The organism is Pseudomonas sp. B3(2017), from assembly GCF_002113595.1.
Taxonomy (GTDB): Bacteria; Pseudomonadota; Gammaproteobacteria; order Pseudomonadales; family Pseudomonadaceae; genus Aquipseudomonas; species Aquipseudomonas ekonensis.
Genome location: NZ_NEIU01000006.1, coordinates 231,526 through 255,191, shown reverse-complemented (window position 1 = coordinate 255,191; position 23,666 = coordinate 231,526). Strand labels below are relative to the sequence as shown.

Annotated in this window: 22 protein-coding genes and 1 pseudogene; 9 read left to right on the top strand and 14 right to left on the bottom strand. The window is 65.8% G+C overall.

Translation table 11 applies throughout. The features are described 5' to 3' along the window. Positions 1 to 56 precede the first annotated feature (56 nt). From CAG33_RS11645 to CAG33_RS11610, 8 genes are all read right to left on the bottom strand, one after another. Complete coding sequence (locus CAG33_RS11645; RefSeq protein ID WP_085638483.1) at positions 57 to 2,486, bottom strand: TonB-dependent receptor; 2,430 nt, start codon at positions 2,484 to 2,486, stop codon at positions 57 to 59. Between the two features lie 264 nt (positions 2,487 to 2,750). Then, complete coding sequence (locus CAG33_RS11640) at positions 2,751 to 3,740, bottom strand: FecR family protein (RefSeq protein WP_085638480.1); 990 nt, start codon at positions 3,738 to 3,740, stop codon at positions 2,751 to 2,753. Next, complete coding sequence (locus CAG33_RS11635) at positions 3,737 to 4,297, bottom strand: RNA polymerase sigma factor (RefSeq protein WP_085578733.1); 561 nt, start codon at positions 4,295 to 4,297, stop codon at positions 3,737 to 3,739. The genes CAG33_RS11640 and CAG33_RS11635 overlap by 4 nt, the downstream gene beginning before the upstream one ends. A 1-nt stretch (position 4,298) precedes the next feature. Next, the gene (locus tag CAG33_RS11630; protein WP_085578731.1) at positions 4,299 to 4,625 is read right to left on the bottom strand and encodes a DUF3325 domain-containing protein; all 327 of its coding nucleotides are present in this window, start codon (positions 4,623 to 4,625) and stop codon (positions 4,299 to 4,301) included. Then, complete coding sequence (locus CAG33_RS11625) at positions 4,626 to 6,215, bottom strand: PepSY domain-containing protein (protein ID WP_085638477.1); 1,590 nt, start codon at positions 6,213 to 6,215, stop codon at positions 4,626 to 4,628. After that, positions 6,212 to 6,517 (bottom strand): DUF3649 domain-containing protein, encoded by a 306-nt coding sequence (locus tag CAG33_RS11620; protein WP_085578727.1) that lies wholly within the window; start codon positions 6,515 to 6,517, stop codon positions 6,212 to 6,214. The genes CAG33_RS11625 and CAG33_RS11620 overlap by 4 nt, the downstream gene beginning before the upstream one ends. Before the next feature lie 291 nt (positions 6,518 to 6,808). Then, positions 6,809 to 7,216, bottom strand: coding sequence for an HPF/RaiA family ribosome-associated protein (locus CAG33_RS11615; protein WP_085578725.1), 408 nt, complete (start codon positions 7,214 to 7,216; stop codon positions 6,809 to 6,811). 201 nt (positions 7,217 to 7,417) lie between these two features. After that, complete coding sequence (locus tag CAG33_RS11610) at positions 7,418 to 8,365, bottom strand: LysR substrate-binding domain-containing protein (RefSeq protein WP_085578723.1); 948 nt, start codon at positions 8,363 to 8,365, stop codon at positions 7,418 to 7,420. Between the two features lie 135 nt (positions 8,366 to 8,500). On the opposite strand from CAG33_RS11610, the gene CAG33_RS11605 reads away from it, so the two are divergent. From CAG33_RS11605 to CAG33_RS11595, 3 genes are all read left to right on the top strand, one after another. Beyond that, positions 8,501 to 9,877 carry an L-serine ammonia-lyase gene (locus CAG33_RS11605; RefSeq protein ID WP_085578721.1) on the top strand — a complete coding sequence of 459 codons (1,377 nt, stop codon included), beginning with the start codon at positions 8,501 to 8,503 and terminating at the stop codon, positions 9,875 to 9,877. Between the two features lie 86 nt (positions 9,878 to 9,963). Next, on the top strand, positions 9,964 to 11,265 hold the full coding sequence (locus CAG33_RS11600) for an HAAAP family serine/threonine permease (protein WP_085638474.1): 1,302 nt from the start codon (positions 9,964 to 9,966) through the stop codon (positions 11,263 to 11,265). A 216-nt stretch (positions 11,266 to 11,481) separates the two neighbouring features. Further along, entirely contained in the window at positions 11,482 to 11,799 is a 318-nt protein-coding gene (locus CAG33_RS11595; protein ID WP_085578717.1) for a DUF3509 domain-containing protein, read from the top strand. Here the strand turns inward: CAG33_RS11595 and CAG33_RS11590 are convergent. Next, positions 11,796 to 12,296, bottom strand: a complete 501-nt coding sequence (locus tag CAG33_RS11590; RefSeq protein ID WP_085578714.1) for a phosphate-starvation-inducible protein PsiE — start codon at positions 12,294 to 12,296, stop codon at positions 11,796 to 11,798. The two genes, CAG33_RS11595 and CAG33_RS11590, sit on opposite strands and share 4 nt — an antisense overlap. Before the next feature lie 484 nt (positions 12,297 to 12,780). Then, on the bottom strand, positions 12,781 to 13,464 hold the full coding sequence (locus tag CAG33_RS11585) for an autoinducer binding domain-containing protein (RefSeq protein WP_256575505.1): 684 nt from the start codon (positions 13,462 to 13,464) through the stop codon (positions 12,781 to 12,783). A gap of 190 nt (positions 13,465 to 13,654) precedes the next feature. On the opposite strand from CAG33_RS11585, the gene CAG33_RS11580 reads away from it, so the two are divergent. The 5 genes and pseudogenes from CAG33_RS11580 to CAG33_RS11560 all read left to right on the top strand — a co-directional run. After that, the gene (locus CAG33_RS11580; protein ID WP_085638471.1) at positions 13,655 to 14,209 is read left to right on the top strand and encodes an acyl-homoserine-lactone synthase; all 555 of its coding nucleotides are present in this window, start codon (positions 13,655 to 13,657) and stop codon (positions 14,207 to 14,209) included. 126 nt (positions 14,210 to 14,335) lie between these two features. Continuing rightward, a complete protein-coding gene (locus CAG33_RS11575) occupies positions 14,336 to 15,574 on the top strand; it encodes an AfsA-related hotdog domain-containing protein (RefSeq protein WP_085638539.1) in 1,239 nt (412 codons plus the stop codon). Then, the gene (locus CAG33_RS11570) at positions 15,571 to 16,719 is read left to right on the top strand and encodes an NADH:flavin oxidoreductase (protein WP_085638466.1); all 1,149 of its coding nucleotides are present in this window, start codon (positions 15,571 to 15,573) and stop codon (positions 16,717 to 16,719) included. Before CAG33_RS11575 ends, CAG33_RS11570 begins: the two co-directional genes overlap by 4 nt. Before the next feature lie 10 nt (positions 16,720 to 16,729). Then, positions 16,730 to 17,500, top strand: a complete 771-nt coding sequence (locus CAG33_RS11565) for an SDR family NAD(P)-dependent oxidoreductase (protein ID WP_085578706.1) — start codon at positions 16,730 to 16,732, stop codon at positions 17,498 to 17,500. A gap of 175 nt (positions 17,501 to 17,675) precedes the next feature. After that, positions 17,676 to 17,933 (top strand): annotated as a pseudogene (locus CAG33_RS11560) (YebG family protein); the annotation flags it as partial. A gap of 170 nt (positions 17,934 to 18,103) precedes the next feature. Here the strand turns inward: CAG33_RS11560 and CAG33_RS11555 are convergent. Next, positions 18,104 to 19,123, bottom strand: coding sequence for a Glu/Leu/Phe/Val dehydrogenase dimerization domain-containing protein (locus CAG33_RS11555; protein ID WP_085638463.1), 1,020 nt, complete (start codon positions 19,121 to 19,123; stop codon positions 18,104 to 18,106). A gap of 184 nt (positions 19,124 to 19,307) precedes the next feature. On the opposite strand from CAG33_RS11555, the gene CAG33_RS11550 reads away from it, so the two are divergent. Then, positions 19,308 to 20,111, top strand: a complete 804-nt coding sequence (locus CAG33_RS11550; RefSeq protein WP_085578700.1) for a SirB1 family protein — start codon at positions 19,308 to 19,310, stop codon at positions 20,109 to 20,111. A gap of 66 nt (positions 20,112 to 20,177) precedes the next feature. On the opposite strand, the gene CAG33_RS11545 is transcribed toward CAG33_RS11550, so the two are convergent. From CAG33_RS11545 to fahA, 3 genes are all read right to left on the bottom strand, one after another. Next, positions 20,178 to 21,548, bottom strand: coding sequence for an aromatic acid/H+ symport family MFS transporter (locus tag CAG33_RS11545; RefSeq protein ID WP_085638460.1), 1,371 nt, complete (start codon positions 21,546 to 21,548; stop codon positions 20,178 to 20,180). Positions 21,549 to 21,711: 163 nt separating this feature from the next. After that, positions 21,712 to 22,347: a maleylacetoacetate isomerase gene (maiA, locus tag CAG33_RS11540; protein WP_085578696.1), complete on the bottom strand. Its 636-nt coding sequence runs from the start codon at positions 22,345 to 22,347 to the stop codon at positions 21,712 to 21,714. Positions 22,348 to 22,359: 12 nt separating this feature from the next. After that, positions 22,360 to 23,664: a fumarylacetoacetase gene (fahA, locus tag CAG33_RS11535; protein WP_085578694.1), complete on the bottom strand. Its 1,305-nt coding sequence runs from the start codon at positions 23,662 to 23,664 to the stop codon at positions 22,360 to 22,362. Between the last annotated feature and the right edge of the window lie 2 nt (positions 23,665 to 23,666).

The following is a 23,666-nucleotide window of genomic DNA, read 5'->3' as shown; positions in this document are numbered from 1 at the left end:
TGGAGGGCCGTTGCCTGAGCGAGCCTGCTCGCGATGAACGATGACGCGGTCGCGGATCAGAACTCCAGGGTGCTCGACAGCGAGATCTGCCGCGAATCCCCCATCGACACAAAGAACCGGCTCGCCGCCGAGGTGTAGTAGGTGCGATCGAACAGGTTCTTCACGTTGAGCTGGAACTTGACCTTCTGCCCGTCCAGTTGCGTGTCGTAGGTGGCGAAGGCATCGGCCACGGTGTAGCTCGGCAGTTCGAAGTCGTTCACCGCGTTGCCCGCCCGCTCCCCGACGTACCGCGCCCCGGCGCCGACCCGCAGCTGGTCGCCGCCGATCACGCTGCCGAAGTCGTACACCGCCGACAGCGACCCTGTGTTCTTCGCCACATTCTGCAGGCGGTTGCCCTGGTAGTCCGGGTCCTTGGTGACCTCGGCGTCGGTGTAGGCATAGCTGCCGATCAGGCTCCAGCGGTCGTTCAGCTGACCGGTCAGGTCCACTTCCAGCCCCCGGGAGCGCACTTCGCCGGCGGCGCTGTAGATCGTGGTCGGGCCTTCGGCGTTGGCCACCAGCACGTTGCGTTTCTTGATGTCGAACAGCGCGACGTTGCCGGTGATGCGGCCCGGCATGTCGAGGCGCGCGCCCAGCTCCCAGGACTTGGCCTCTTCCGGCGCGATGCTGCCGTCGAGCACGGTGCTGCTGCCGCTCAACGGGGCGATGGTCGAGTTGGGCTTGAACGATTCGGTGTAGCTGCCGTAGAACGACAGCGCGTCGGTGTAGCGGTACACCAGCCCGGCGCGCGGCACCCATTTCTGGCCGTTGCTGTCGGTGTTGGCCTTGAACGGCACGCCTTTGCCGGCGTACTGGTCGTAGGTCTGGAAACGCCCGCCGGCCACCAGGATCCACTGGTCGTCGAGGTGGATCGAGTCCTGCACGAACGCCGAATCGCTGCGCAGCAGGTCGGTCTGGGCCGAGTCCGCCGGGCTGACGGTGGTGCCCGCGACCTCGCGACCGTACACCGGGTCGACGTAGCTGAAGGTGCTCCGGCTTTTCTGGCGGATCAGGTCTTCGCGGTAGATCTTGCGGTACTCGTCGTCGACGCCGAACACCAGGTCGTGCTGCAGGCCCAGCACGTTGACCTTGCCTTCGAGGCTGGCGGTGGCGAAGCGGTCGGTGCTGATCGCGTTCTGGGTGCCGTCCATGCTGCGGGTCAGCGTGCCTTTCCTGGTGTCGATGGCGGTCACGCGCACTTGGCTGGCGTCGTAGGTCTCGCGGTTCCAGCTGTAGCCGAAGTGGGCTTTCCAGTCGTCGTTGAGCTCGTGGTCGGCCTCGAAGTGGTAGAGATCGGAGCGGCCTTCCATGTTGTTGAACGGCTCGTCCAGACGCTCGTTGCGCGAGATGTCCAGCGGGTGGTTGGTGCGCGGGTCGATCAGCGTGCCGCGGTCGAACGGGGTGAGGAATTCCCGGTGCTCGTAGGCGAACAGCAGCTTGGTGCGCTCGCCGAACCAAGCCAGCGACGGCGCGATGAGGGTTTCGCGGTGGGCGCCGAAGTTGCGCCAGTAGTCTTCGTCCTCATGGTCCAGCACCATGCGGTAGGCCAGGCCCGACTCACCCAGCGCGCCGGTGCTGTCGAAGCCGCCGCCGCTGCCGTTCTTGCCGTCGCCGTAGGTGGAGCCGCGCAGGGTCAGGGCGTTGTACGGCGTCAGCTCCGGTTTCTTGCTGACCAGGTTGACCACCCCGCCCGGATCCTGAATCCCGTACAGCAGCGAGGCCGGCCCCTTGAGCACTTCGACCCGGTCCACCGTGGCGTTCATCCCACGGCCCTGCACCAGCGGCATGCCGTCGCGCATGATCGAGCCGTTGCGGTTGTCGCCGAAGCCACGGGTCATCACCGAATCCTGGGTGCTGCCCAGGGTATTGCCCTGGGTGATGCCGCTGACGTTGGCCAGCGCGTCGTCGAGGTTGCGCGGCGCCTGGTCGCGGATGACCTGGGCCGGGATCACGTTGACGGTCTGGGGAATCTCCTGCAGCGACGCGGACGAGCGCATCACCGAGCTGGTGGCCGGCGGCTGGTAGCTCATCGGCTGGGCCGCCACCGAGGTGATGGTGGTGGCGCCGAGGTTCAGTGCGCCTTCGGTGGGCGCAGGCTCCAGCGCCAGGGTGTGGCTGTCGGTGCGGCGCAAGGTCATGCCGGAGCCGCTGAGCAGGCGTTGCAGGGCCTGTTCGGCGCTCATCCGGCCGTTTACCGCCGGCGCGGTGAGGCCGTAGGGCGCCTCATCGGTGTAGACCACGCTCTGCCCGGTGAGGCGGCTGAAGTCGCTCAAGGCCTGGGGCAGCGGCTTGGCCGCCAGGTTGAAACTGAACAACGGCTGCGCTTGGCTGCCGACGGCCTCGGCGGCCAGCGCCACACCCGAAGGCAGCAAGGCCAATGCCGAAAGACTCAATGCAGACACGCTGAACCACTGTTTGACCGAACCCGACTTTGCCCTGGACTTCATTGCTCATGACCTGTGTAGAACCGCAACGGATGCGAATGACTCGCAGTTTCTGTCACTACACGGTTGCTGCCCGGAATTACCTCACCGGTTTCTTGAAAATATTTTCTGAGAAGGTGTTGGCCGTGCTGCCGCCATCGCCAGCAGGCTGGCTCCCACCGTTTTTGGTGGTGTGCATAGATCTTGTGAACACCCGAGATACTTGTGGGAGCTGGCTTGCCAGCGATGGCGGTGGATCAGGCAACAGAGATGCGGGCATTACCGGCCTCAGCGCAGGATGATCAGTTGCCCCAAGATCCGGTGCTGCTCGAACCCCAGCACCCCTTGCAGGGAGTCGAGCACCGCCCGCGGATCCTTGCCGGGAAAGCTGCCGCTGACCTTGCGCGCCGCCAGCCCGTCGTTGAGCAACAGGATCCGCCCGGGGTAGTAGCGCCGCAGGTCCTGCACCACGTCAGCCAGGCTCGCCTTGTAGTAGTTGAGCCAACCCTGACGCCAGGCCAATTGCGCTTCGCTGTCCACCGCCCGCAAGGGCTGGGCGGTGCCGTTGGCGTAGGCCGTTTGCTGGCCGGCGGTGAGGATCTGCTGCGGCGCCTCCCCGCCTGCCGTCACGCCGACCCGCCCGGACAGCACCGTGACCTGCGCGCCATGGGGTTGCAGGCGCACTTCGAACTGGGTGCCGAGCACCCGCGCCTGGCCTTTTTCGGCCTCGACCACGAACGGCTCTCCGGTGTGGGTCACGCTGAAGAACCCGGCGCCCCGGCGCAGTTGCACATGCCGTTCGCCCTGGCTGAAATCCACGGCGATGGCGCTGTCGGCGTCCAGGGTCACTTGCGATTGATCGGCCAGCGTCACCGTGCGGATCTCACCGGGGGCCGAGACATAATCCGCGCCCAGGTCATCGACCCAACGCTGCGGCTGCCAACCGCTGCCCAGGCCGATCATCAGCACCAGGCACGCGGCCAGCGCCAGCGCGGGGGCCCAACGCCGCAGCGGCGCACGGCGCGGGCGGTCCATGGCGTCGAGATAGCCCTGCAGCGCCAGCGCCTCCTCATCGGCCAGCGTACGCGCCGGCCCTTCGCTAATTTCCCAGACCACCTGCGCCCGGGCATAGGCCTCGGCGTGGGCGGGGTCGGCGCGCAGCCACTGGCTGAACGTGAGTGGGTCGCCGGTGCTGGGGCGGTCGTGCAACAGGCTCAGCCAGGCAAGGGCCGTCTGTTCCTGCTCGGGCGTCGGCGTGACGCGGTCGTTGGGGTTCACGGTGCATTCCCTGGCGTGCGTGGCGCGGGTTCGCGCAGGCTGGCCTTGCAGGCCTCGAGGGCGCGCATCATATGTTTTTCCACGGCGCTTTGGGACAGGCCCATGGCTTTGGCGATCTCGGCGTACTTGCGCCCGTGGATGCGGTTGAGCAAGAAGATCTGCCGGGTGCGCTCGGGCAAGGCGCGCAACGCCGCCTCGACATGGCGCAGGTCGTTGCCCGCCTCCAGCGCCGCCTGGGGCTCGCTGCCGGTCGCCTCTTCCGGCTGCCAGCCTTCGCTGTGCCGCAGCCGCGCGCCTTCGCTGCGCAGATGGTCGATGGCGATGTTGCCGGCGCAACGCAGCAGGTAGGTGCTCAGTTCCTCGACCTGCACCAGGGGCCGGCGCCAGAACCGCAGGAACAGATCCTGCACCAGGTCTGCCGCCGTGGCCCGGCAGCCGACGCGCCGGTTCACCAGCGCTTCCATCTGCGAACGCTGGGACAGGAACACCTGAAGAAAATGCGCACGCGCCCCGCGCGGCTCATCGTCGCGGGATTCCGGCGGCAGGCTGACCAGCATCTCAGCTCAGCCCCCAGACGGCGGCCGGGCTGGCGAGCAGGCCGAAGGCGGCCAGCGCCAACGCCAAACGCGGGCGATAAGGCAGAAGAAACACCAGCGCCAACCCACTGGCCATCAGCACGGCGAACCAGTCCACCAGGCCGAAGCCCCAGCCCTTGCCGGCCACCGCCGACCAGAGCGACAGGCCCAGCAGCCCCCAGCCGGCGAGCTTCAGGCCCCGGCGGCGGCGCAAGGACGGTTTGCGGCCGAGCAGATCGTCATGGTGACGCGCCATCGACAGGCACAGGGCCGTGAAACCGCCGTAGCACAGCAGGAACGTCGCCAGCATTCAGTGCGCCCCCGGTTCGAGGACGGCCGGGCGCGCCGTCTCGCGACGGGGCCGGCCGGCCTTCGCGGCGAGCCCGGCGCGTTGCGTTTTCCTGGCGGCCCAGGCCAGGAACAGGCCGGCGACCAGGCAGGTGAAGTCGAACCCGACCAGCGTCCAGTCGCCCTGCTCCAGCGCGGCAATCTGGTAACGGCCGGCGGTGCCCCAGTCGAGCAGCGGCAGCGCGGCGAACAGCACGGCGGCCGCGCTCAATTGCTCGACCCAGGCCTGGCGCCCGCAACGCAGCGCCGCATGCGCCACGCTCAAACCCCAGACGATGAAGAAGGCATTCACTTCCCAGCCGGCCCTGGCGGGCAGATCCAGCGGCAACGTCCGGTTGGCCCAGAAGAACGCCGCCACCGCCGTCACCAGACCGGCCATGCCGGCGATGTTCAGCACCTCCACCAGCCGCAGCCCGAACGGCGCGGTGCCCTTCTTGGCATGCTGGAGCTGGCGCTTGCCGAACCAGATCATCAGCCCGGTGCCGATCATCGCCGTGCCCGCCAGTCCGCAGAAAAAGTACAGCCAGCGCAGCGGCGCCCCGGCGAACCGGCCCATGTGCAGGCCGTAGAAGCCGCCGGCGACCGCCATCGGCAGCGACTGCTCCGGCGTCTGGCCGAGCAGTTGCCCGGTGACGCCGTTGAAGCTCAGCTCACGCCCGTAGTCATACACCACGCGGTCGCCGCTGGAGCGCGTCATCACCACGGCGGCGTTCGCATCGCCGGGGTTGTCCACCGTCACCCGCGCCACCTGCCCGCCCGGCCAATATTCGCCGGCCCGGGCCAGCAGCGGCGCCAGCGCTGGCAGCGTGGCCGGCTGGCCGGCGTGTTCGGGGAGCGGCACCTGCGGAAACACCTGTTGGTAAAACGCGCTGACGTCCTTGCCGTAGGTGGCCAGGATGCTGGCCGGCATCACCATCGACATGAAGATCACCAGGCTGCTGTAGGTGATCATCAGATGGAACGGCAGCACCAGCACGCCCACCGCGTTATGGCCGTCGAGCCACGAGCGCTGGCCCTTGCGCGGGCGGAAGGTGAAGAAGTCCTTGAAGATTTTCTTGTGGGTGACGATGCCGGTGATCAGGGCGATGAACATCACCATGGCTGCGGCGGTCGCCAGCCAGCGGCCCCAGGGATAGGGCATCTGCAGCTGAAAGTGGAAACGGTAGAAGAACTCGCCGCCCGCGCTCTCCCGGGGCTGCACGGCGGCACCGGTCTGCGCGTCCAGGGTCGCCCGGGTGAAACGGCCGCGCTCGCCGGGAGCCGCCGGCGCCTGTTGCCAGCGCACAGTCAGGCCGGGATCCCGGGCGTCGGGCAGATCGATCACCCAGCGCGAGGCGTCGGCGGCGTGGCGTTGCAGGTAGTGCTGGGCCTGGGTCAGGCTCGCCTCGGCGTTGAGCGCGCGCACGGGGATTTCCGGCTGCATCCAGCGGCTGGTCTCGTCCTTGAAGTAGGCCAGGGTGCCGGTCAGGAAAATCGCGAACAGCAGCCAGCCGAACACCAGGCCGCTCCAAGTGTGCAGCCAGGCCATCGACTGCCGGAAACCTTCCTTCATACGTAGCCCAGGCCCCGGGCCACGCCGGTGACGGTCGCCAGGATCACGCTCGGCGCCAGCAGCCCGACCCATGCCGACCACGCCGTGCGGCAGGCGAAGCACCAAAGCACGGCCACCAGGTAGACGAGGAACGAGACGGTCATGCCGGTCACCACGGCTTCGCCGCGCTCCAGCGGCAGCCACAACGTCAGCGTGACGCTGGCCAGCGCCGCGACCAGATAGCCGCCCAACACCGCCGCCAACACCCTGGAGGTGACGGCCAGACGATAGGACATGGGAAGTGCGGCGAATTTGCCTTTCATGTTTCGACCCTGAAACGAAAACGTCCGACCGAAAGGCCGGATCAATGGCGAGCAATATTAATGATAAATATTCTCATGTGCAAAGGAGGTCGATTTCCGTGTGGCGGACTTCAGTCGTCCGACAGGGTGATTGCACATGGACGGGATCGGGGCTGCTGCGCTTCCCAGCCGCAGCAAACGCCCTCGCCACGGTTCATGGCCAGGCAGCCGTTTGCCCTGACAGACAGGGCAAAAAAAACGGGCCTGCAATCGCAGGCCCGTTTTCGTTGGGTGGATAGGTGAATCAGCGGATCAGCCGTTGATCGCTGCCTGTTCGTTCTCCAGGAATTCTTCCTCCAGCAGCCGGTCGGCATGGGTGCCGCGTTCGAGCCTCACCACATTGGCGCGTTTGGCCCGCAGCTTGCCGTACAGGTGCTCCAGTGCATGTTCCAGTTTGGTGCTGGCCCCTTCGATCGCCTGTTCCAGCGTATCGGCTTTGTGGGTCACGGAAATCGGTTGATGGCCTTTTGGCCGCGCTTCCAGTTGGCAGCGCATGTCATGGGGACCGGGCTTGTCGCCGTTCTCGTCGCCCAGATGGACTTCGACGCGGGTCAGGTCTTCCTCATAACGTTCGAGCGTGCTCTCAATGGTTGTACGTACCCACTCCTCCAGTCGCTTGCTGCTTTGAACATGGTTGTCGCTGTTGACTTGGATTTGCATAGTTCATCCCTTATTTCAGCTTGCTCTCAAGAGGCCCGGAACAGGATTTCCGTGACCTCTTGATGACAACAATCGGCCCGTGCGCCGAACATTTCAACCCCCTGAAAAAGATAAATATCCGTACGCAAAAAAAGCCGGACAACGGGCAAAAGCACTGGTATGGTCGGGAATTGCCTCGATCCGCCTTGCTGAAAAATCCGGTCACAAACTCCCGTCGCTCAACGGGTGCAGGCCCCGGAAAATGCCCGCCTCCTCCACCAGCCAGTCATGCACCGCACGCACGCCCGGATGGCTCAGCGCCCCCGGCGCGTAGAGCAGCACATAACGTTTGTGGTTGGGCACCGACTGGCCGAACGGCACGATCAGCGTGCCCCGCTCCAGCTCGTCGTTGAGCAAGGTGCGCCGGGCGATGGCCACCCCCATACCGGCGATGGCCGCCTCGATGGTCAGGTGGTTGCGGTTGAACGTATGCCCCCGCCTCACATCGGCGCCCTCGAAGCCGATCGCGTCGAGGTAGAACTCCCATTCCGCGTATTCGTAGCTGCCGCGCCAGGCGGTGATGTCGTGCAGCAGCGGAAAATGCACCAGGTCCGCCGGACCGTGCAGCGGCGGCCGCCCGCGCAGCAGGCCCGGCGCGCACACCGGAAAGATCTGCTCGTCGAGCAGGGCTGTGGACAACAGCCCCGGATAGCTGCCGTCGTTCAGGTCGATGGCCAGGTCAAAATCCCCCTCGTGCAGCGGCACGCTGCTGTCCTCCGCCACCAGCCGCAGCTGGATGTCCGGGTAGCGCTGCTGCAGGCGCGGCAGGCGCGGCGTCAGCCATTTGCTGAGGAACGAAGGAATCGAGCGCACCCGCAGGATCCCGCTGATCATCCCCGCATCGAGCCGCCGCAGCTCCGCGTCGATGCTGCCGTAGGCCTCGTTGACCGTCATCGCCAGCCGCTGGCCCTCGGCGCTGAGCTCCACGCCCCGGGCCCGGCGATGGAACAGGCGCAGTCCCAGGCGTTCCTCCAGTTGGCGGATCTGCTGGCTCACCGCCCCCGGGGTGATGTGCAGTTCCTCGGCGCAACGGGTGAACGACAGGTGCCGGGCGGCACAGGAAAACACCTGCAGCCAGACGTAAGTCTGGGCATGCAATTGACGACTCATGGTTTAGTCCTGCTAAAGGCTTTCTTAGGAAGTTTCGTTGGTCACGTTGAACCTAGGTAGGCAGTATCGCCGACATTGCGCTTGTCCTACAAAAAATGGCAGCGATTCCTACTCCATTGCTTGTAAGGGTTTAGCATGGCTATCAGTGTTTTCGATCTGTTCAAAGTCGGCATCGGTCCGTCCAGTTCCCATACCGTCGGCCCGATGCGCGCCGCCGCGACCTTCGTCCAGGCCCTGACCGACCGCCGTCTGCTCAACGATGTCGAGCGTGTGGAAGTGCGCCTCTACGGCTCGCTGTCCGCCACCGGCGTCGGCCACGCCACCGACCGCGCCAGCGTCATGGGCCTGATGGGCGAATGGCCGGACAGCATCGACCCGACCACCATAGAACCGCGCATCCAGCGGCTGCGCGAGACCGGCCAACTGCCCCTCGCCGGCCAACGGTCGATCGCCTTCAACTGGCAACACGATCTCCTGCTGCTGGACGAGAGCCTGCCCTACCACCCCAACGCCATGTCGCTGACAGCCTTTGCCGCGACGGGCGAGCTGTTCAGCCAAACGTACTATTCGGTGGGCGGCGGTTTCATCGTCGAAGCAGCCGAAGTCGAGTCCGGCGCGGCGGCGGCCGGCGAGGTGACCCTGCCCTACGACTTTTCCAGCGCCGTCGAACTGCTGGCCCTGTGCAAGCAGCACAACCTGCGGGTGTCCGAGCTGATGATGGCCAACGAACGGGCCTGGCGCAGCGACGCCGAGATCCGCCAGGGCCTGCTGCACATCTGGTCGGTGATGCGCGAATGCGTCGAGCAAGGGCTGAGCCACGAAGGCGTGCTGCCCGGCGGCCTGAACGTGCCCCGCCGCGCGGCGAAACTGCACCGCAGCCTGCTGGAGATCGGCAAGCCCAACGTGATCAGCTCGACGCTGTCGGCGATGGAATGGGTCAACCTGTTCGCCCTCGCCGTCAACGAAGAGAACGCCGCCGGCGGGCGCATGGTCACCGCGCCCACCAACGGCGCGGCGGGGATCATTCCCGCGGTCCTGCACTATTTCATGAAATTCAATCCGCAGGCGTCGGACGACGACGTGGTCGCGTTCTTCCTGGGGGCCGCCGCCGTCGGCATCCTGTGCAAGAAAAACGCTTCGATCTCCGGCGCCGAAGTCGGCTGCCAGGGCGAAGTGGGCTCGGCCTGCGCCATGGCCGCCGCAGGCCTGGCCGAAGTGCTCGGCGCCACCCCGGAGCAACTGGAGAACGCCGCCGAAATCGGCCTGGAGCACAACCTCGGCCTGACCTGCGACCCGGTCGGCGGCCTGGTGCAGGTGCCGTGCATCGAGCGCAACGCCATCGCCGCCGTGAAGGCGATCAACGCCACGCAGATGGCCCTGCGCGGTGACGGCAAACACTTCATTTCCCTCGACCGGGTGATCCGCACCATGCGCGACACCGGCGCCGACATGCATGACAAATACAAAGAGACTTCACGGGGCGGCCTGGCCGTGAGCTGGGTGGAGTGCTGACGCGCCTTCCCTGACCGCCCCGGCCGGCCGCCTCGCGCGGCCGGCCAACCGTGAGCCCGAGCAAGAATAATAACGAGGCAAAAACGATGACCGATGTACGTACACCCGCTGCCGAAAACCCCTCCGCAGACCTTACCCGCGACAACGACGCCACCCGCCAGGGCTGGAGCAAGGCCGACACCACCTGGATGCTGGGCCTGTACGGCACGGCGATCGGCGCCGGCACGCTGTTCCTGCCGATCAACGCCGGCGTCGGCGGTTTCTGGCCGATGCTGATCCTGGCGTTGCTGGCCTTCCCGATGACGTTCTTCGCCCACCGCGGCCTGACCCGCTTCGTGCTGTCGGGACGCTCCGGCGACATCACCGAAGTGGTGGAAGAACACTTCGGCACCGGGGCCGGCAAACTGATCACCCTTCTGTACTTCTTCGCGATCTTCCCGATCCTGCTGGTGTACAGCGTGGCGCTGACCAACACCCTGAGCAGCTTCCTCGAACACCAGCTGCACATCGCCCCGCCACCGCGCGCGGTGCTGTCGCTGGCGTTGATCCTGGGCCTGATGGCCATCGTGCGCTGCGGCCAGGGCGTGATCGTCAAGGCCATGAGCGTGCTGGTCTATCCGTTCGTCGCCGCGTTGCTGCTGCTGGGCCTGAGCCTGATCCCGAACTGGAACGGCGCGTTCTTCGCCAGCGCCCAGGACGCCATGCCGATGTCGGTGTTCCTCAAGACCCTGTGGCTGGCGATCCCGGTGATGGTGTTCTCGTTCAACCACTCGCCGATCATTTCCGCCTTCGCCCTCGACCAGAAGCAGCGCTACGGCGCCCAGGCCGAACGCAAGAGCAGCGGCATCCTGGCCATGGCCCACGGCATGATGGTGGTGACGGTGATGTTCTTCTGCTTCAGCTGCGTGCTGGCGCTGTCGCCGGCGGACCTGGCGGCGGCCAAGGCGCAGAACATCTCGATCCTGTCGTACCTGGCCAACCACTTCCAGACCCCGGTCATCGCTTACGCCGCGCCGCTGATTGCGCTGGTGGCGATCACCAAGTCCTTCCTCGGCCACTACATCGGCGCCAGCGAAGGCTTCCAGGGCATGATCGTCAAGAGCCTGCGCGGACGCGGCCGGGCGGTGTCGGCCGGTTGGCTGAACCGCGCGACCGCACTGTTCATGATCCTCAGCTGCTGGGCCGTGGCGACGTTCAACCCGAGCATCCTGGGGATGATCGAAACCCTCGGGGGGCCGGTGATCGCCTGCCTGCTGTTCCTGATGCCGATGTACGCCATCCGCCGCGTGCCGGCCTTGCGCCCGTACTCGGGCCAGGCCTCGAACGTGTTCGTGGTGCTGGTCGGCCTGATTGCACTGTCGGCGATCATCTTTTCGTTCCTGCCCTGAAACGGGCCACCCAAAAAGAAGGCGAGCCCCGGGCTCGCCTTCTTTTTGCCCGCAAACCGCGTTCGGCACGCGTTCCGGCATGTCCCTTGCTACCGCCCTTGCGCTGCAAACGGACTTTGCAAACGCAAGCGAGCGACAGGCCGACGGTCTGGCCGGGCGAACCAACCCGACCCCGGCCGGTCAACAACTGCACGTTCAATCAGGCGGTGACGCATCATGGACAATCCTTTTCAGATCATTACCGATGCCTTCGCGCCGGACTATCAGATCAACCTGAGCATTCAGGGCCTGGACGGCAGCATCATGCTGACCCTCTCCAAAAACGGCCGGGTCGCGGCCAAGCGCATGATCAGCGCCGAGCAGCGCAACGACCCCAAACGCCTCGCGCGTCTGGTGCAGAGCATTCAGTTCGGCATCGCCATCGAGCAGGGCCACAGCGCCCTGGCCATCCTCGAAGCGATGACCCACGGCGACGCCCTGCCTGCGCCGCCGCCCCGCAGCAATGGCCCGGCGCGGCCGGCGAGCCGGCTTTAGAGCTCGCCCTTCTCGACTTCCGGATGTTCGCCGGAACCCGCGCCGGTCTTGCGGTGCGGGTGCTCGATCTTCACCGACGGGAACTGCGAAGAGGCGTAGCGCACCACCAGGATCGAGAACGCCAGCAGCAGGATCCCGCCGCACAGGTAGATGATGCCCATGTCCGGCGGGTTGTGGTGCGAGACGTTGGAGATCAGCAACCGGGTCAGCGCGGTGATCGCCACGTAGATCAGGAAACGCACCGGCATGTGGTTGGTCTTGAAGTAAATCCCGACCATCGCCCCCAGTTCCAGGTAGATGAACAGCAGCAGGATGTCGTCGATCTTGATGTGCCCCTCTTCGACCATCGTCAGAAACTCCATCACCGCCGCCCAGGCGGTCACCGCGCCGATGGCGAACAGCGCCAGGTAGTGGAACGTCTCGACGAACAGGTTGCCCAGGGACTCGGCCAGTTGATGCACGTTCTGCCGCAGTTTTTCGGCCCAGTTGATTTTCACGGTGAAGGTTCCTTAGCCCGGTACGAGCGGATGATGCGGGGTCGACATGACGGTTTTTCTGCACGCGGCCCCAGCCATGCAGAAACAGGGCCACGCATCATGGCGAGCGGCGGGCAAACCCGCGCCGTGGCGTTTGGTCGCACCGGGCCACGCCGAAGCGAAAGGCGTGGCGGGAAGAGGCAAACGGGAGGGCCGAACATTGCGCCGCGCACGGCAAACATGTGCAGCGAACTTGAACCGGCGTTCGGCGCAACACCGGTTTCCATTACAAATATTTACAGAGAAACGGGCCTGATTAATTGTGAAGCTGTAACTTCATCCGGCTTACGGTTACATGACATCCGACAGCCAATACGATTACGGCATAAGTTTATTCAATAAAAAACTGATCAAGCGTCCAATACTTAGTTTCGCCATGCACCGATATGACGCAGAGGGAAGATCACACTATCGGCGCTGCCATAAAACTGTGCGGCACTTAACATTAGTTCCATAACAATCCCATGAGCGAGGCCTTGACCGCCGCCGCGATCTTGTTCTGGCAACCCAGCTTCTTGAGGCAGTGGTTGATGTGGAAATTGACCGTTCGCTTGGAGATGCCGAGGATGATGGACACGTCGTCCGACGACTTGCCGTCGGCGGTCCACTGCAGGATTTCCTTCTCCCGCTGCGACAGTTCGATGGGCACCGGCTGCACCGATTCGGCGCCCAAAAGCTGCAGCCGGGTGAGGCCCAGGTGGGTGATCTGCGCCAGCCAGGACAGCTCGGCCTGCTTGGTCTGAAGCTCTAGCGCGCTGATCGGCTGGCTGCCCCGGGCGAATGTCACCAGCCCCTGGGCCTCGCTGTTGAGCAGCGTTTGCCCCCACCCTTCCGAGAGCCCGTGGCTGTGCGCCTCCTGCCAGAAATCCGGCGCCCGGGCCTTGAGTTCGGCGTCCCACAGCACCGGCTTCACGCTTCTGAGCGCGCGGATGACGTACGGGTCGATCTCCAGGTAACGATTGTCCGAATAGGCAGCCTGCCAGGCGGGCGAATAGTTGTTGACGAGAAAAAGACGGGGTTTGGTGATCGGGAAAAGTCTTCTGGAACCATACGCCAGATAATCGAATTCCAACTGTCTGGCCACGCTGGTTAGATTGTCGAACAATACTTCGACATCCGTGGCGGACATAGCCTTTTCCAACAGTTCAGCCTGCCAGTGCGACATAGAGATTCCTTTCTCATACTTATTGCAAGCGGCTTCGTGCCGGCGCCCATAACATATTTCAAAATATTGCGATAGCTGTCAAGGGTGACAGGTAGTTCGTGAACTCGCTGTGCCTTCTAATTAACTCCAGCCCAATCACTAAAAGGAAACTGTGATGGATTACTTGTCCGGACGTTACGACCAATTGACGCCCGCCGGGCGTCAGCGCCTGGCGCACTATCGGTATCAGGTGTTTGTGGAACGGCTCGGCTGGGACTTGTCGACGCCCGCCGACTTCGAGTTCGACCAGTTCGACCACAGCGGCACCCACTACATCGTCGCCGAACAGGAGGACGGCAACATCAAGGGCTGTGCCCGCCTGTTGCCCACCACCCAGCCGTACCTGCTGAGCGAGGTGTTCACCTCGTTGCTGGACGATGTGCCCGCACCGAGCCGGGACGACATCTGGGAGCTGTCGCGCTTCACCTCCCTGGACCTGGACACCCAGACCGGCCGGGACGAACAGATGATGTCCGACGAGAACACCGTGGGCCTGTTCATGGCCACCTTGGACTACGCCCGCACCTGCGGCGTTTCCCAATTGGTGTCGGTGTCCCCGCTTGCCGTCGGGCGCCTGCTGCGGCGCGGCGGCATCGACTTCAAATGGCTGGCGCCGCCCCGGGCGGTCGACAACCGGATCCTGGGCGCCTGCTGCATCACGGTGCAGTGAGGCCCCGAGTCAACAAGAAACCCAGCAAGCCGCTGTAACGAGCCCAACGGTTCCTGTCGGTGTGGATCGAACTTGCGACATGGATAGCAACTGCCGAAAACCTACGTTCAACACTGAGGGATGATCATGATCGACATGGAAAGGAAAGTCGCAAAGGACATCGTGCACAAGGGCCACGATGACGACGTGCTGATATACGACGCCCGCCACCTGCTGCCGGCCTGGCTGGATGCCGGGATCGTCGCACGGGCGAACCTGGGGCCGGCGCAGAGCGAGGCCGTGGACCTGGCGTACCGCGCCGACAGCGACCGGCTGGTGCTGCGCTCGCTGCCGACGGTGGTCGGCCTGGACGAGCTGGAGCAGGCCGGCCTGTCGGCGGAACTCCCGGAGCTGCTGCTCCATTACGAGAAGGCCACCGACCACCTGATCCTGACGGGCGTCTGGATACCGGAAAGCACCGAAGCCAAACTGGCGCAGTTGCCGGGCTGCGAGGCGCCGCTGGACGTCGGCCAGAAGCGGCGGGTGCATGACGTGCTCAAGCAGCTGGACGGCTGTCCGCAGCAAGGCTTGCAGTGCTTCACCCTGTTCAACGACACCGCCAACTACTTCTTCTACCGCAAGCACCACGAGCACGTGCCCGGCCTGATGCTGATCGAAGTCGCCCGGCAGGCCATGTACGCGCACTTCTACGAGCACAGCGGCTATGCCCGGGGCGAGGTGTCGATCTCCATCGTCGACCTGATATCCAGCTTCCCCCGCTACACCGAGTCGTCCTTCCAGGTCGACGTGCTGGTGGGCGACTACGACGGGCTCGCGCCGGCCCGGGCGCGCAAGGTCGACAAGCGCGCGCGGTTCTACCAGCGCGGCGAACTGGTGGCCGACATCCGGCTCCACGGCGAAGTCATCAAGATGCCCGTGTTCAAGCGCATGCGGAACATCCAAATCGACCCGTCCCTGTGGTTCCGGCCGCTCAAGGGCATCCGCCAGGAAGTGCTGGTGCGCCTGGAGTCCGGCCGCCACCTGACCGGACGTCTGGAGCTGCTGTCGATGGGCGGCCTGCAAGTGCGCAGCGACAGCCCGATCGACGCTCCCGCACAGGGCCACGCGTACCTGTACCTGGAAAACGAAGGCATGGTCTGCCTGCCGGTGCAGACCGTCAGGGCCCACGCGGCCTCGACGAACGGACTGCTGCGGCTGCAGCTGGCGGAGCTGGATTCCCAGCTGCGGTTCAAGTGGCGGGAGGTGCTCAAGCAGTTCACCTACTTCTCCCATGAGGAAACCGTGGCGCCCGCCGAGTTCGGGCAACCGCTGTGGATGAACCTGAACCCGACGTCGGCGATGCCCGAGCAGAGGACAGAGCCATGACCGTCCACTACCCCAACGTGCTCGAACCGCTGCACCTGAAGGGCGGGCTGACGCTGCGCAACCGGCTGTTCTTCGCCTCGATGGGCGTAGACCTGGCCGACCGCAGCGGCTGCGTGACGCCCGCCATGGTCGAGTTCTACCAGGGCATCATGGAGGGCGGCTGCTCGATGGCGTTCCTGTGCAACGCCACGGTGTCGCCCCAGTCGCGCCTGCAAAGCACCGGCCTGGCCCTGTTCGAGCCGCACCAGGGCGAATCGCTCAAGGCCATGTTCGAGATGGCCGAACGCGTCGGCACTCCGGTGGGCGTCCAGCTCCAGCACTACGGCGGCCAGGGCACCACGACCAACACCGGGGTGCCCGTGCTGACGCCCAGCGGCGTGCCTTGTCCGCGGGTGTCCAAGCTCGATCCGGATTACCGGGTGCGGGTCATGGACGAAGCGGACATCGCCCAGGTGATCGAGCAGTTCGCCCACTCGGCCTGGCTGGCCTGGATCAACGGTGCGCAATTGGTGCAGTTGCAGGCGTCCAACGGCTACCTGCTGAGCAGCTTCCTGTCGCCCCACACCAACAAGCGCACGGACCGCTACGGCGGCAACCAGGAAAACCGCGCGCGCCTGCTGCTCGACGTGGTCCGCGCCATCCGCGAGCGCACCCAGGGCAAGTTGATCGTCACCATCCGGCTGGGCATCGACGACCAGTTGGGTGACGAGGGCCTGCAATACCCGGACATCAAAGAAACCGTCCAGGCCCTCTGCCAGGCCGGCGTGGCGGCGCTGGAATGCTCGATGTGCATCGGCGCGACCTTCGGCCAGTTGATCCATCACTCCTCGGCCATGGACGACTACCTGCAGGCCGGGGTCAAGGCGATCAGGGCCGTGTCGACGGTGCCGGTGGGCTACGCCGGGTTCACCGACGGCCTGGACAAGGCCGAACGCCTGCTGGGCGAAGGCGTGTGCGACTGGGTGGGGATGTCCCGCGCGCTGTTCGCCGACAACGACCTGATCAACAAGACCCTGCAGGGCCGTTCGGCCGAGATCCACAAATGCCGCTGGGACAGCCAGTGCTTCAGCGACAAGAGCAATCCGCGCCTGGACCGGGTGTATTGCTGCGTGAACCCCAAATACTTGAGGCCTTCGTTGGCATAAGGACGTGACCATGTACGACTTCACAGCAAAAGTGTGCCTGGTGACAGGCGGGACCAGCGGGATCGGCGAAGCCGTCAGCGAACGCCTGATCAAGGCCGGAGCCGAAGTGATCGTGTTCGGCCGGGACGAGGAAAAGGGGGCGCAGGTGGCGGACCGGCTGGGCGAGCGTTGCCGCTTCATCCCGTGCGACGTCGCCGACCCGGCGCAGGTCGAACAGGCCTTCGGGCGCATCCGCACCCTCTACGGCCGGCTCGACTGCGCCTTCAACAACGCCGGCGTGACGGCCCGCTACGGCGCCGTGGCGGAGTCGTGCCCGGACGACTGGGCGAAAGTGATGAGCATCAACGTCAACGGCACCTACCACAGCCTGCGCCATGAACTGCGGCTGATGCTCGACCAGGGCCGGGGCTCCATCGTCAATACGTCGTCCTGCGCCGGCGTGGTGCCGATCGGCGGCCAGGTGGCCTATGTCGCCAGCAAGCAGGCGATCAACGGCATGACGCAGGTGGCGTCCATCGAAAACGCCCGGCTGGCGGACGGCGGGTGCATCCGCGTCAACGCGGTGGCCCCCGGCCCGATCCTCGGCGGCATGAACAGCGAGGCCCGCCTGCAGGCCGCGCCGGAGAACACCCAGCGCAAGATCAACGTCACCTCCATGAAGCGCTTCGGCACCGCCGACGAAGTGGCGAACGCGGTGCTCTGGCTGCTCAGCGACCAGTCGTCCTACGTCACCGGCGTGATCATGCCCATCGACGGAGGGTACGCCAGCGGCAAGTTCTGACCCGGCCCCTTCCTGCCCGACGACCCGCCCACGGCGGGTCGTTGCGTTTGCGCCCGGGAAAATCACCGGATCCGGTCTACATTGAAAAGCCACTACCCAAAGCGAAGGGATTCGCCTATCCTTTTCGCTGTATATAGATACAGTACAACCAACGTGAAGGCATGTGAGGTGGTGAATGGCCGTCGAAGTGGTATACCGCAGCAGCCGAGACCTGGAGCGCTTGTTCATGGATAAAGCCGAAGCTGACCGTCATGACAAGATGCTCGAACTGGCGGAACTGCTGTCCGAAGTGTTGCAGAAGGCTGTTCCGTCGTTGAACGAGCAGCAAGTGGAAGAAGTCGGGATCTACATGGCGAAGAACCGCGACGTGTTCGCCAAGGCGTTCAAGAGCCAGCCCGATGCGCTGTCGGAACTGATCAACGCGCCGGCGGCGCCCGCCGGGAAAGCCCCGGAGGCCGAACCGAGCGAAGCGGCCGAACCGGTGGAGACGCCGGCCAAGCCGGTCAAGGCAGCGAAGGCCGCCAAGTAACCGCAGCCCGAATTGAACAAGGCCCCCGGACCGAACGGTCCGGGGGCCTTTTCATGTCCGGGCAAACCCAAGCTTCAACGGTAGAGCACCCTTTCCGCCAGTTCGTCGGCCACCCGCGCCGGGGAGCGCTTTTCCGCCTGGGCGTGGGCGAACACTTCGGTCAGCCGCGAACTGATCTTCGACAGGTGCGCGGTGATGGTGGGCAATTCCTCGCCCCGGTGCTTGAGCGAGACGTAGATCAGCCCGCCGGCGTTGATCACGTAGTCGGGCGCGTACAGGATGCCCCGCCGCTCCAGCTGGTCGGCCATGTCCAGGTGCGACAACTGGTTGTTCGCCGAGCCCGCCACCGCCGAACAGCGCAGCTGCGGCACGGTGTGGCTGTTGAGCACGCCGCCCAGGCCGCACGGCGCGAGGATGTCGCACGGGGTGCTGAGCAGCGCGTCGTTGGCGATCGGATGGGCGTTGAGCTGCTCCATCGCCAACTGCACCTTGCCGTGGTCGATGTCGCAGACCAGCAGCTCCGCACCGGCGGCGTGCAGTTGCTCGGCCAGGGCGAAGCCGACATTGCCCAGCCCCTGGATCGCCACACGCAGGCCTTCGAGGTTGTCGCTGCCCAGCCGCGCCATGGCCGTGGCGCGGATGCCGGTGAACACGCCCATCGCGGCATGGGGCGCCGGGTCGCCGGCGGACGTGGTGCTGGTGACGTGCTGGGTGTGCTGGGCGATGCAGTCCATGTCCGCCACCGACGTGCCGCTGTCGATGGCAGTGATGTAGCGGCCGTCCAACTGATCGATGCAGCGGCCGAAGGCCTCGAACAGCGCGGCGCGGTTTTCCACATGGGCCGGTCGCACGATGACGGCCACGCCCCCGCCCTGGGCCAGGCCGGCCAGGGCGGCCTTGTAACTCATGCCCCGGGCCAGGCGCACGGCGTCCTCGACCGCGGACTCGTCGTTGGGGTAGGCCAAGTAACGGCACCCGCCCAAGGCAGGCCCCAGGCGGCTGTTGTGGATGGCAATCACCGCCTTCAACCCGGATTGCGGGTCGACGCTGAGGTGCAGCGATTCCAGGCGAGTGCTTTGCATGAGAGCGAACATCGACGGGCTCCCGAATCACTTGCGGTAGTCGCCAGTATAGGCTTGCGCCTGAAAATTGCTGAAGCGCGCCGGAATAAGCGCAGGCGTGCGCCGATGCTTCGCGGCATAACCCGGCGCCAGAGCGGCGGCGCACTGGACGAATGGCGAGGACGGGGCTACAACGAGGCATCCGACGGAGATTGTGATGAACCCGCGCCAACGTTTCTTCGACTGCCTGTACCGTTCGCCGCCCGCGCTGTTCGAAGCCGCGCTGTGGATCGCGGCCGAACACGACAACGGCGTCGATCCCCAAGCACTGCTGCGGGACTTCAGAGAGCTGCAGCAAAAGGTCGGCGCCGGCCTGCCGATGCTGCCGGCCGGCGAACTGGCACAGCCGCTGCTGCGGCGGATGAACGACCTGGGATTCGCCCAGGACGACTTCTCGCCGCTGCGCCCCCAGGCGGCGTTGCTGCACAAGGTGCTGCAGACCCGTCGCGGCCAGCCGCTGGCCCTGGCGTTGATCGCCCTGGAGCTGGCCCGCGGGCTGGGCATCCCGTTGGCCGGCGTCAACTTTCCCGGGCACTTCCTGCTGCGGGTGCCTGGCGCCGACCATTTGCTCGACCCCTGCGGCGGACGTCGGCTCTACCCCAACGATTGCCGCGACCTGCTGCACCGCCAGTACGGGCCTGAGATGAAACTGAACGCCGAGCACCTGCAGACCGCCGAGCCGCTGCAGATGCTGCAGCGCCTGTCGCGCAACCTGCGCCAGCTGCACCTGACCCACGACGACTTCATCGCCGCCCTGATCGACGCCGAACGCGTGCTCGAACTGGGCAACGCCAACGCCGCCGACTACTTGGCCCGCGCCAGCCTGTACCAGCGCCTCGACTGCCCCAACGCCGAGCGCTTCGACCTGGAGCGTGCGCTGCTGCTCAGCGACGACCCGATCCAGCGGCTGCGCCTGACCGAACGCCTGGGCCACCTGCCGCCCAACGCCATCGTCCACTGAACCCTATAGGCGCAAGCCTTTGTGGGAGCCAGCCTGCTGGCGATTCCAGGCGCCGCGGACTGTCAGTCAAACCGCGTTATCGTTCTTCGCCAGCAGGCGGGCTCCCACATCTGATCGGGTGGGCTCGGCGGGCGAGCGCACCTGGATGATCAGCAGTGCGGCGATCACCGCCGGCACCGCACAGAAGAAGAAAATCTGCTGCACCGGAATGTGCATCGCCAACAGCAGGCTGCCGAACAGCGGTCCTAGGATCGAACCGAAGCGCCCGACCCCCAGCGCCCAGCCGGTGCCGGTGGCGCGCACGTGCGCCGGGTAGAAGTTGCTGGCGAAGGCGTTGAGCGTCAGTTGCCCGCCGATGATGCAGAACCCGGCCGCAAAGACGAACGCCACCAGATAGCGGGGATTGTCGTGGTTGAGCCCCAGCAGCACCGTGCACAACGCCGCCCCGGCCAGCACGCCGGACAGCAGGCGCACCTTGCGCTTGAGGCGGTCGGCGAACCAGGCCATGCAGATCGCCCCCACGGTGCCGGCGAACAGGAACATCGACGTCACCAGGTTCGCCTCCTTGAGCGCCAGCCCGCTTTCCAGCAGCAGCGACGGCAGCCAGCTGATCATGAAATACAGCAGGATCAGACTGACGAAAAAGGTCGACCAGATCAGCAGCGTCGGCCGTGCATAGCCGTTGCGGAACAGCTCGACCACGGTCAGCTTGCTGCCCTGCTCGCGCTCGTTCTGTTCAACGGACGCCACCGGCGGTTGCCAGTCCGGGAGCATCCGCGCAGTGACCTTGCGCAGGCGTGCGTAAGGCGGCGCATCGCGCAGCAGCCGCGGCAGCGATTCGGGCAACAGCCACCACAGGAACGGGAACAGCAGCAATGGCGTCACGCCCCCGGCGAGGAACACCGCCTGCCAGCCGAAGCGGTCGATGAAGCCGGCGGCGACGAACCCGCCCGCAGCGCCGCCGAACGAAAAACCGCAGGCGGCCAGTGTCACCATCAAGGTGCGCAGGCGCGGCGGTGAATATTCGGACATCAGCGCCATGGCGCTGGGCATCGCCCCGCCCATGCCGATCCCGCAGATGAAGCGCGCGACCATCAGGGTGTCCAGGGAATCGGCGAACATCATCAGCACAGTCAGGCTGGCGTAGATCAGCACGCAGGCCAGCAGGATCCGCCGCACGCCGAAGCGGTCGGCCAAAGGCGTCACGGCCAGCGACCCCAGGGTGAGGCCGAGCAGGTTGGCGCTGAACACCGGGCCGAACGCGGCTTTCTCAAGCCCCCAGTCCTGGGCGAGCGCCGGCACCACATAGCCGAGCACCTGGGCGTCGTAGCCGTCGGTGACCAGCAGCAAGGCGAGCAGGATCAGGAGCGACCACTGGAAACGGGACACAGGACGGGCGTCGAGCGCCGCCCGGAAGCTGGCAATCTGGTTGTGCATCGCAAGGTACCTGTTTTGTTCTTATGGTTGTTTGCTGCGACAGAACCGGTGTTACTTGTGGGAGCCAGCCTGCTGGCGATGGCGGCATGTCAGTCATCCCGGATGAATCCGACAGGTCGCGATTGCCAGCAGATCGGCGCCTACGGCTGAGCGGCGCCAGGCCTCAAGGGGTGTCCGGCTGGTTCGCCGGATGGGCCTTGACGAACGCCGGATGCGCAGCGGCCAACGCCGCCACCCGGCGGATGCGCGGGTAAGCGTCGAGCGCGACGTTGAAGCGCTCGGCGGCGTACAGCTGCGGGATCAGGTACACGTCAGCCAGGCACGGCCATTCGCCGAAGCAGAAGCCTTCGTCGCCGATCAGTTGCTCCACCGTCGCCAGCCCCTGGCCGATCCAGTGGCCGATCCACTCCGTCACCTGGGATTCGTCGTGACCCGACTGACGCAGCCGGTTGAGCACGCTGACGTTGTGCAGCGGATGCACGTCGCAGCCGATCACCGACGCCACGCCGCGCACGTGGGCGCGGGCGGCAAGGTTTTCCGGCAGCAGCGGCACCTGTGGATAACGTTCCTCCAGGTACTCGATGATCGCCGGCGACTGGATCAGCAGCTCGCCGTCATCGGTGCGCAAGGCCGGCACACGGCCCTGCGGATTGATCGCCAGGTACGCCGGTTGCCGGTGCTCGCCCCCCGGCGGCGCGATCAGGTTGACCGGCAGCGCCCGGTAGTCGAGCCCCTTGAGCGCCAGGGCGATGCGCACCCGGTACGACGAGGTGGAACGGTAGTAAGTGTAGAGATCCATGAGCCGCTCCTGTCAGCGTGCCGCCAGCACTTTGCCCCGGCACTCGCCGAAGCCGATGGAGGCGAAACCGTCACGGGCGCAACGGGCGCGCAGGATGATTTCGTCACCGTCCTCAAGGAACTTGCGCACTTCGCCGGTGGCCAGCTCGACCGGTTTCTTGCCGCCCTCGGTGATCTCCAGCAGGCTGCCGAACTGGCCGCTTTCCGGCCCCGACAAGGTGCCCGAACCGAACAGGTCGCCGGCCTGCAGCTGGCAGCCGTTGACGCTGTGGTGGGCGACCATCTGTGCGACGGTCCAGTACATGTATTTCGTGTTGCTCAGGGTCAGGCGGTGGGCCGGCAGGTTCTGCTCGCGCATGGCCTCGGTGAGCAGCAGCACTTCCAGTTCGATGTCGAACGCGCCGCCGGCCTGATCCCGATTGTCGAGCAGGTACGGCAGTGGCTGCGGGTCACCTTGCGGACGCGCCGGCTGCGCGGTGCGGAACGGCTCCAGCGCTTCGGCGGTCACCACCCACGGCGAGACGCTGGTGATGAAGCTCTTGGACAGGAACGGCCCCAGCGGCTGATATTCCCAGGCCTGGATGTCGCGGGCCGACCAGTCGTTGAGCAGGCAGAAACCGGCGATGTGCTCGGCGGCGTCGCCGATGGCGATCGGCTCGCCCATCTCGTTGCCCTGGCCGATCCAGATGCCCAGCTCAAGTTCGTAGTCCAGGCGGGCGCAAGGGCCGAAGGTCGGCTCGCTGGCGCCGGCCGGCAGGGTCTGCCCTTTCGGACGGCGCACATCGGTGCCGGAGGCGCGGACGGTGGACGCCCGGCCGTGGTAGCCGATCGGCACGTGCTTGTAGTTGGGCAGCAGCGGGTTGTCCGGGCGGAACAGCTTGCCGACGTTCTGCGCGTGCTCGATGCCGACGTAGAAGTCGGTGTAGTCGCTGATCCGCGCCGGCAGGTGCATCTGGCAGTCGGCAGCCAGCGGCAGCAGCTTGGCGCCCGGGGCTTCGATCTTCGCCTGCAGGGCGCTGCCTTCGCTGAACAGCTCCAGCAGGCGTGCGCGCAGGGCGACCCGCGCCTCGCGGCCGAGGGCGAAGAAGGCGTTCAACTGGCCGCCGCGGGTGGCTTCGGCCGCCGCGCGGGCGGCGCCTTCGAACAGGCCGGCGTCCAGCGCCGCCTCCAGGTCGAAAATGCGGTCGCCGATGGCCACGCCGCTGCGCGGGGCCGAACCGTCGGCGCTGAACACGCCCAGCGGCAGGTTCTGCAGCGGGAAGTCCGCGTGGCCGTTGGCCGAGGCGACCCAGCTGCGGGCGATGGAAGTCTGAGTCATGG